General features: G+C 36.1%; 7 protein-coding genes. All 7 read right to left on the bottom strand.

What is annotated here, in order from left to right; all coding sequences use genetic code 11:
• On the bottom strand, nucleotides 1–553 hold a 553-nt coding region (locus tag V7D82_RS13010; RefSeq protein WP_333601390.1), incomplete at its 3' end, for an acetyltransferase.
• A 13-nt stretch (nucleotides 554–566) separates the two neighbouring features.
• Nucleotides 567–1,709 carry a LegC family aminotransferase gene (locus V7D82_RS13005; protein WP_333601389.1) on the bottom strand — a complete coding sequence of 381 codons (1,143 nt, stop codon included), beginning with the start codon at nucleotides 1,707–1,709 and terminating at the stop codon, nucleotides 567–569.
• Nucleotides 1,709–2,896 (bottom strand): UDP-N-acetylglucosamine 4,6-dehydratase, encoded by a 1,188-nt coding sequence (locus tag V7D82_RS13000; RefSeq protein WP_333601388.1) that lies wholly within the window; start codon nucleotides 2,894–2,896, stop codon nucleotides 1,709–1,711. The genes V7D82_RS13005 and V7D82_RS13000 overlap by 1 nt, the downstream gene beginning before the upstream one ends.
• A gap of 435 nt (nucleotides 2,897–3,331) precedes the next feature.
• Complete coding sequence (locus V7D82_RS12995; protein WP_333601387.1) at nucleotides 3,332–4,459, bottom strand: hypothetical protein; 1,128 nt, start codon at nucleotides 4,457–4,459, stop codon at nucleotides 3,332–3,334.
• An 18-nt stretch (nucleotides 4,460–4,477) separates the two neighbouring features.
• Complete coding sequence (locus tag V7D82_RS12990; protein ID WP_333601386.1) at nucleotides 4,478–5,926, bottom strand: MBOAT family O-acyltransferase; 1,449 nt, start codon at nucleotides 5,924–5,926, stop codon at nucleotides 4,478–4,480.
• Between the two features lie 11 nt (nucleotides 5,927–5,937).
• Entirely contained in the window at nucleotides 5,938–6,954 is a 1,017-nt protein-coding gene (locus tag V7D82_RS12985) for an NAD-dependent epimerase/dehydratase family protein (RefSeq protein WP_333601385.1), read from the bottom strand.
• Nucleotides 6,955–6,972: 18 nt separating this feature from the next.
• Nucleotides 6,973–8,019 (bottom strand): dTDP-glucose 4,6-dehydratase, encoded by a 1,047-nt coding sequence (rfbB, locus tag V7D82_RS12980; RefSeq protein WP_333601384.1) that lies wholly within the window; start codon nucleotides 8,017–8,019, stop codon nucleotides 6,973–6,975.
• Nucleotides 8,020–8,105: the final 86 nt, after the last annotated feature.

Genomic DNA, 8,105 nt, shown 5'->3' with positions numbered 1-8,105 from the left:
CATCTTTGAGAACGACAGAACCCGCACCTATAATCACATCTTTCCCTATTTTAACGCCTTGTTTTATAACCGCATTAGCCCCTATAAAAGTTCGCTCCCCTACAGTTACATTTCCGGCCAAAACAGCTCCCGGTGCTATGTGAACAGCATCAGCGATAACACACTCATGCTCGACAATGCTTCCGGTATTTAGGATACAAAAATTTCCTATTTCCGACAAAGGACTAATGGCAGCATTTCTGGCTATAAAATTACCTTTACCAATAGTTATCATAGTAGCAATTGAAGCTGAATGATGAATTACATTCACCATTTCTTTATTTTTTGACAATATTAAATGAGCTAATTTTTGTCTTATTTTATTGTCTCCAATACCCAAAACATAATTAAAGTCCTCTTCCCATCCTCTAAAATAATCCTCCCCTTCAAAACCTAGATACTCTAAATGGAATGGGTTTATGGTACTTTCTTTTACATCAGCATAATACACTAGGTTCATACCGATTACTATAGCTGCTTCTGCAACTACAAAACCGTGGCCGGAATATCCCATCAATATTACTTTTTTATCTGACACTACTTGGTATATTAACTATTCTTTCTTCTAAAAACAAGGCATTCTTTTGGTCGTCTTTCTGACAGTTGGCATACATTGGCAATCGGAACATTAACTGCCAAATGGGCCTTGTCATCACATTAAATTCATTGGTGTTTTTCAGAAACAAATCCCGTTCTGTTTTGTTTTCCAACTCAATGCACATTAACCAATAATTGGCTTTGGTGTCAGGGGTTTCTGTTCGGAACTGAATTCCTTTTTCTTTGAAAAAAGCTTGATACTGTTGCGCCAAGTTTCTTTTATTGGCCAAGAAAAAATCTAATTGCTCCAATTGGGCACAAGCCAAAGCCGCGTTCAAATTGGGCATTCTGAAATTATAGCCTAATTCGTCATGATTGTATTCATACGGATGAGGAACTTTGGCCGTAGTAGTTATGTATTTTGCTTTTTCTCCCAAAGCAATAGTATTGGTCACCAGAGCCCCACCACCACCGGAAGTCACAATTTTATTTCCGTTGAATGAAAAAACACCCACATCGCCAAAACTTCCGGTGGGTTGGTTCTTGTATTCACTTCCCAAAGATTCGGCGGCATCTTCTACTACCGGAATTTTCCATTGATTACAAATAGCGACAATTTCATCTAAATGCACCGGAAAACCAAACGTGTGCATTGGAACGCAAGCTGCCATTTTACGCGCTGTTTTTTTATTATAACATCCGTCTTCCCGCAACTCGCCATATTCTGATAAAAAGTTTTGCAACGCAACAGGAGATAATCCCATCGTATCCAAATCAACATCAATAAAAACAGGATGCGCATTATTGTAGGCAATGGCATTGGCAGTCGCCACAAACGTTAAGGCCTGTGTAAGGACCTCGTCATTGCTTTTTACGCCAACCAACTGCAACGCTACCTGAATTCCGGCCGTTCCGTTTACAACTGCTACTGCTTTTTGCGTTTTGGTAATATCGGTCATCATGGTTTCAAAACAATCCACATAAGCCCCAACCGAAGATACAAAAGTGGTGTCAATAGTGTCGGAAAGGTATTTTTTTTCGTTGCCTCCAAAAACCGGAGCGTGTAACGGAACAAAATCAGTATTAGGGTATAGTGACTTTATAAATTTAATCGTTTCTGAATGCTTTTCCATTACATTTTTGCGTCTAAATATTTCCCGGTTTCTTTGTGAGCAAACTCAGGGATCATATAGTTAAATAAGGAAACCAGTTCCTCTTTGGTCCATTGGCGTTGGTTTTTGAATCCGGCTATGGCTTTCGAAAATTCGGTGATTTTTTCAGCTTCTATAAAAGGGTTGTTTTTTATAATTCCCAAGTTTTGAAAGCGGGCCATATCGAGCGTTTCATGAGTAGTGAAAAACTCTTCGAAATCTTTTTCTCCTGTAGTATCACTTGCTGTAAAAAGACAAGGCCATTTTTTTGATGAAGCGGGATTGGTTATTTTTTGACGGGCGTCTTCTTCAGAGGTACATTCTTCTACTTCAAAACCTAATGCTTTTAAATACTTAACCGCAATTTCGGCAAAAGTGATTAAATGCAAGCTCTCGCTTAGCTTTGGAAAAAAAATATCTCTGGTATCGCCAAAAATACACGACATTAAGCAAAGTTCTCCGGCTTCCTGCGGCGTAACAAAATATCTTTTGATATCATTGGGAGCCACTATGGGTTGTCTTTTTTGAATTCTTTGATTAAATCCATGTAGTAATGAGCCATCTGAAAAAGCGACATTGGCAAAACGCGCCGTAGAAATTGAAATGTCATTACTGTATTTCATCAGGAACATTTCCATGATTTTTTTGGAAGCGCCCATCATGTTTACCGGATTGGCGGCTTTATCTGTAGAAACACAAAAGTATTTTTTGGTGCCTTTGGCTATGGATTGTTTGATGGTTTTCTCGGTATTGAAAACATTCACTTCAATCATTCGCATCAAAGTAAAAGGGTCTTTTTCGCTACGGACATGTTTTAACGCGGAAAGATTGAGCACATAATCATATGCTCCGTCTGCCTCAATAAAAGCATCATATTCTATAGAAGAAATATCTAAAGCAAAGGTTTGAAAATCGCCGTCAATGTAACCAAAAGAGCTTCTTATATCCCGAACCAGTTCTACCAGATTGTTTTCACTGATGTCAACAACGTGCAACTTTTTAGGGTTTCGCTTGAAAATTTCTTTGGTTACGGCCTGCCCAATAGATCCGGCTCCGCCAATAACCAAAAAAGAAGCACTAGATACTATTTTTTTAAGAATAGCATCATTGTTTACTATGTCTTCTTCAAAAAGTCCTTTTGTTCTTCCTATCAAACTAAGAATATTCATAGTTGAAAAATTTATTAAAGTTTTGTAAAGCAGTAATCAATGCAATAAATTATAATACAAATTGGTAATTTTTTTTCTCCTGCTGTGACTGCAGTGTTTCGATTGTATCCAAAATTATCTTTCAACAGACTCTCATCAACCCAGATTCTTTCAACATCGACGAGCACCATTGGTAAAAAATCTTTTTTCATCATCAGACCTGTACAGTTTTCAATTTCCCTTACATCATCCAATAAAACATAATCTTTGGAAATTTGACTAGACGGATATTCCTAAGCCATTTGAAACTGTTTTTTGCTCATCTCTCGAAAGAACAATTAACTTTCTTACCTGAGAAAATGGATTCAAATGTGTTTTGTTAAAACTCCCCCAATGATCAAGCACCGTGAGTTATCAGAATAGTTTTATTATTTAGCATTGGTAAGATATTTTTAATTAATTACCAGTGTTATAGATAGTATAGTTATTAATTCGTTTTTTTAGTTCATTTTTTCTAGAATTCAAATCAGAAACCTTATTTAGCATCGATTTTTTCTCTAACATTTCAATCAGTATTTTAAGGTACGTTACTTCTCCTCCGTGAAATCCATCTATAGTTTCCCTATCATCGGAATTGACTAAGGACAATTGTTTAAAGTCATAAAGTTCCATATCAAACGCTGCAAATAAAGGATATATTGCTGGATAGATTTTATCCATATACTCATATTTATTTTGCTCCTGCATATAACGGTTGACTTCATTAGAAAATGGTGGCAAAAATGCAATTAAATGAATTTTATTGGCTTTGCAAAATAAAATGAGTTTTTTCAACTCGGCTATAGCCTTCGGATTTACATTGTTGCCATATTCAAAACGGCTTATCCCCTTATTAATTCTTTCTTTAGTATCCCTGAACTTATAATCCGCCATAGTAGAATCATTGACAAGACGCTTTGTGATTTGTTTTCCATAAAAGAAACTTCCGTCATTCCTAAAGCCGGTATCATTGACATAGGCATTTAATCCAACCCTAACCACACCATCCTTTTTAGGATTAATCTTACTGAATTTACCGTCAAAAAAATCTTTCCAGGCAGCATTGATTACAAAAAGCTTGGGCGTAAACTGAAAGGCCGATTCCCATTTATCCGGATTGGGCTGTGCTTCAAGCTTATCCCAATTGTAGTTGAACATCCATTGATCTAAAGAGATAATCAGGTACTGTGGTAAGTTGTCCTTTTTTAAACTTTTTAAAAAAGGTAGAAATTCATTCACCCTACTAATGGCAAAACCGGCGTTGTAAAATGAATCGTTGAACATTTCTTTCCTAAACTGCAAAACTCGTGACGAACCCAATGAAATAACAGTATACTTTTGATCACTGTTAATGGCATTCCATTTTAAATAATCATAGTTCCCCTCATTATAAAGATAGCCCACCAAATGACGTTCCTTTTGATTATCGGAAAGTGTCAACCTGTTAAAATTTTCATCATAACGATATAAATAATAACATGGCAATCCGAAGAACATCAGTAACGGAAAGAGAAAAATCAATATTTTAATAACAAATTTCTTCATTTGAAATATAATGAGCGACTAAAATTGAAAATAAATAAACTCTTGGTCTTCACCAGTAAAGGCTATTAACAATATGATTAACAAATAATAAAATGTCCATCTGAAAACACGGTTTTTATGGACAAACAATTTTTCGAGAGCATATTGGTTTCTCCTGCCAGTCCATTCTACAATGAGGAAGAACAAAATCAAAATTATTATGGTGAGTACTTCTTTTTTATCGTGAAATTTAGGCATCGTCAATAATGATTCCGAAAAAATCTCCCTTAGGATGCTAAATGCCTGTGCTACGGTATCAGACCGGAAGAAAATCCAGGCAAATACCGTTAAACCAAAAGTGGTAACTATCTGCAATAATTCCTTTATCGAAGGGAAAAAAGAGTTTTGAGCCACAATTTCAATATTCACCCTGTTTTTATTAAACATCATTAAAGGCATAAAATAAAGCGCATTTAGCAAGCCCCAAATGATAAAGGTCCAATTGGCTCCATGCCAAAACCCGCTTACTAGGAAAATGATGAAAGTGTTCCGGATTTTAACCCATTTACTTCCCGCACTTCCCCCAAGTGGAATGTATAAATAATCCCTAAACCACGTAGACAGTGAAATATGCCAACGCCTCCAAAACTCGGCAATATCCCTTGAAAAATAGGGAAAAGCAAAATTCCGCAATAAGTCGATTCCAAACAAACGGGCAACCCCTAAGGCAATATCTGAATACCCCGAAAAATCACCATAAATCTGAAAAGTAAAAAATATGGCTCCAAAAATAAGAGTGCTTCCCGAGCTCTGATTGTAATTATTAAAAATAGCATTGGCAAAAGTGGCGCAATTATCGGCTATGACTACCTTCTTAAACAATCCCCACAGTATTTGCCGCAAGCCGTCAGCTGCCCTTTGATAATCAAATACCCGCGCTTTTTGAATTTGTGGCAAAAGATGCGTAGCTCGTTCAATGGGCCCTGCTACCAGTAATGGAAAAAAGCTCACAAAAACGGCATAATCAATAAAATTTTTCTCAGCAACGATCTTTTTATTATAAATATCTATTACATAAGAGAGACCATGAAAGGTATAAAATGAAATTCCAACCGGTAAGATTACATTTAGGGTCATTGGACTCACGTGAAGTCCAAAACCAGAGAGGAGATCCGTGAATGAAGCAGCGAAAAAATTATAATACTTGAATACCCCCAAAAAACCCAGATTGATGCTCACACTAAGCCAAAACCATATCTTCCTGTGAATAGCATTTTCGGATTCCGTCATTTTAAGTCCAGTAAAATAATCTAGCAATGTCGAAAAAATTAACAAGAATAAAAACCGCGTATCCCAACAAGCGTAAAAAAAATAACTAGAAACTAGCAATAAAATATTCTGCATCTTAAGCGATCTGTTGGTTACAAACCAATACAGGAAAAATACTATAGGCAGAAAAAAAGCAAAGCTGAGAGAGTTAAAAAGCATTGGTTAAAATTTTATAGTAATTTGTATTGAGTTGTATATTTTTTATACCACTCGACAAATTTATGTATGCCAGTTTTAATGGGGGTATTAGGACTATAGCCAAAATCTTTTTGAAAATCACTAACATCTGCGAAAGTTCGTTCAACATCACCCGGTTGCATAGGAGCCATCACTTTATCAGCTTTTTTACCGGTACATTTTTCAATTTCTTCGATAAAATCAAGTAATTTAACGGGTTTGCTGTTGCCAATATTATAAAGGGCATATTTTTTCGTAAACTCAGTATTTGTAAGAGTAGCTACTACTCCTTGCACAACATCGTCTATATAAGTAAAGTCTCGGTATAATTCTCCGTTATTAAAAACCTTGATGGGCTTGTTATTTAAAATGGCATCTGTAAATAAAAACATAGCCATATCAGGTCTTCCCCAGGGTCCGTATACTGTAAAAAACCGCAATCCTATGGATTGTATACCAAACAAATGACTGTATGTATAAGCCATTAACTCGTTTGCTTTTTTAGAGGCAGCATATAAACTGATAGGTTCATCCACTTTATCGTCTACGCTAAAAGGAACGGTTTTGCTGTTTCCGTACACACTCGAACTACTGGCATAGACAATTTTTTTGACATCATTATGTCTCATGCATTCCAGCAAATTGACAAATCCAACGATATTACTTTCAATGTATACCATTGGATCCTCAAGGCTATATCGAACTCCGGCTTGAGCCGCTAAGTTGCATACGGCATCAAATTTATAGGTTTTAAATAGTAATGGCAGGTGAATTTTATCTTCTAAATTAATTTTAGTGAAATGAAATTTATCTCCATACTTTTTACTGACGGCTACTTTGTGTTCAAAAACTTCAGTTATTCCCAAATGGCTTAACCGTGACATTTTTAAATTAATATCATAATAACCGTTAATATTGTCAAGTCCTACCACAGTGTGACCCATTGACAACAACCTTTCACAAAGGTGGAAACCAATAAAACCTGCTGCTCCTGTGACTAATATCTGCATCTTATTTTATTAAAAATATTAATTGTACTGTTTTTTATAGTACTTCGCATATTCGCCCGAAGTTACGTTTTTCAACCAGGCCTCATTCGATAAATACCAATCAATTGTTTTTTCTAAGCCTTGTTCAAAAGTTACGGATGGTTTCCATCCCAATTCTGTATTTATTTTGGAAGCATCAATAGCATATCGCAAATCGTGTCCCGGTCGGTCTTTTACATAAGTAATCAACTTTTCAGATTCTCCTTCCGCTCTTCCTAATTTTTTATCCATTTGTTGGCACAGTAATTTGACCAAATCAATGTTTTGCCATTCGTTAAAACCTCCAATGTTATAGGTTTCATGATTTCTTCCTTCGTGAAAAACTAAGTCGATAGCCACTGCATGGTCTTCCACAAAAAGCCAATCGCGGGTATATTTCCCATCGCCATAAACCGGCAATGGTTTGTTATTAATTATATTATTAATGAAAAGCGGAATTAATTTCTCCGGGAAATGATTGGGGCCATAATTGTTAGAACAATTGGTAATCACATAAGGCAAGCCATAAGTTTCACCATATGCTCTTACAAAATGGTCCGAACTGGCTTTTGAAGCTGAGTAAGGAGAATTTGGGTCGTAAGCTGTCGTTTCGGTAAACAATCCGGTGGCGCCAAGACTTCCGTATACCTCATCGGTAGAAATATGATAAAAACGCTTTCCATCAAAATTGTCTTTCCATATAGTTTTAGCGGCATTCAACAAATTCATAGTACCGATAACATTCGTTTTCACAAAGGCTAACGGATCAGTAATGGAACGATCCACATGGGATTCGGCCGCTAAATGAAGTACTCCGTCAAACTGATGCTTTTGAAATAAATCATTGATAAAATCAGCGTCAACGATATCCCCTTTTATAAAAGTATAATTTGGTGCTTTCTCAATATCAGCAATGTTTTCAAGGTTTCCGGCATAAGTCAGTGCATCCAGATTAAAAATCTGATACGACGGATATTTGGTCACAAAACGTCTTACAACGTGTGATCCAATAAATCCTGCTCCTCCGGTGATAAGTATCTTTTTCATATTATAATTTGCCGTCTGCTTTTTCTTTTAGAACTCCTTTCACATCAAATAAAACGCTGTTGGCTTTTTTCAGTTTCGAAAAATCG

It is taken from the genome of Flavobacterium sp., assembly GCF_036741995.1.
Classification (GTDB): Bacteria; Bacteroidota; Bacteroidia; order Flavobacteriales; family Flavobacteriaceae; genus Flavobacterium.
The sequence above is the reverse complement of the archived record's forward strand: the minus strand, read 5'-3'. Positions and strand labels throughout refer to the sequence as shown.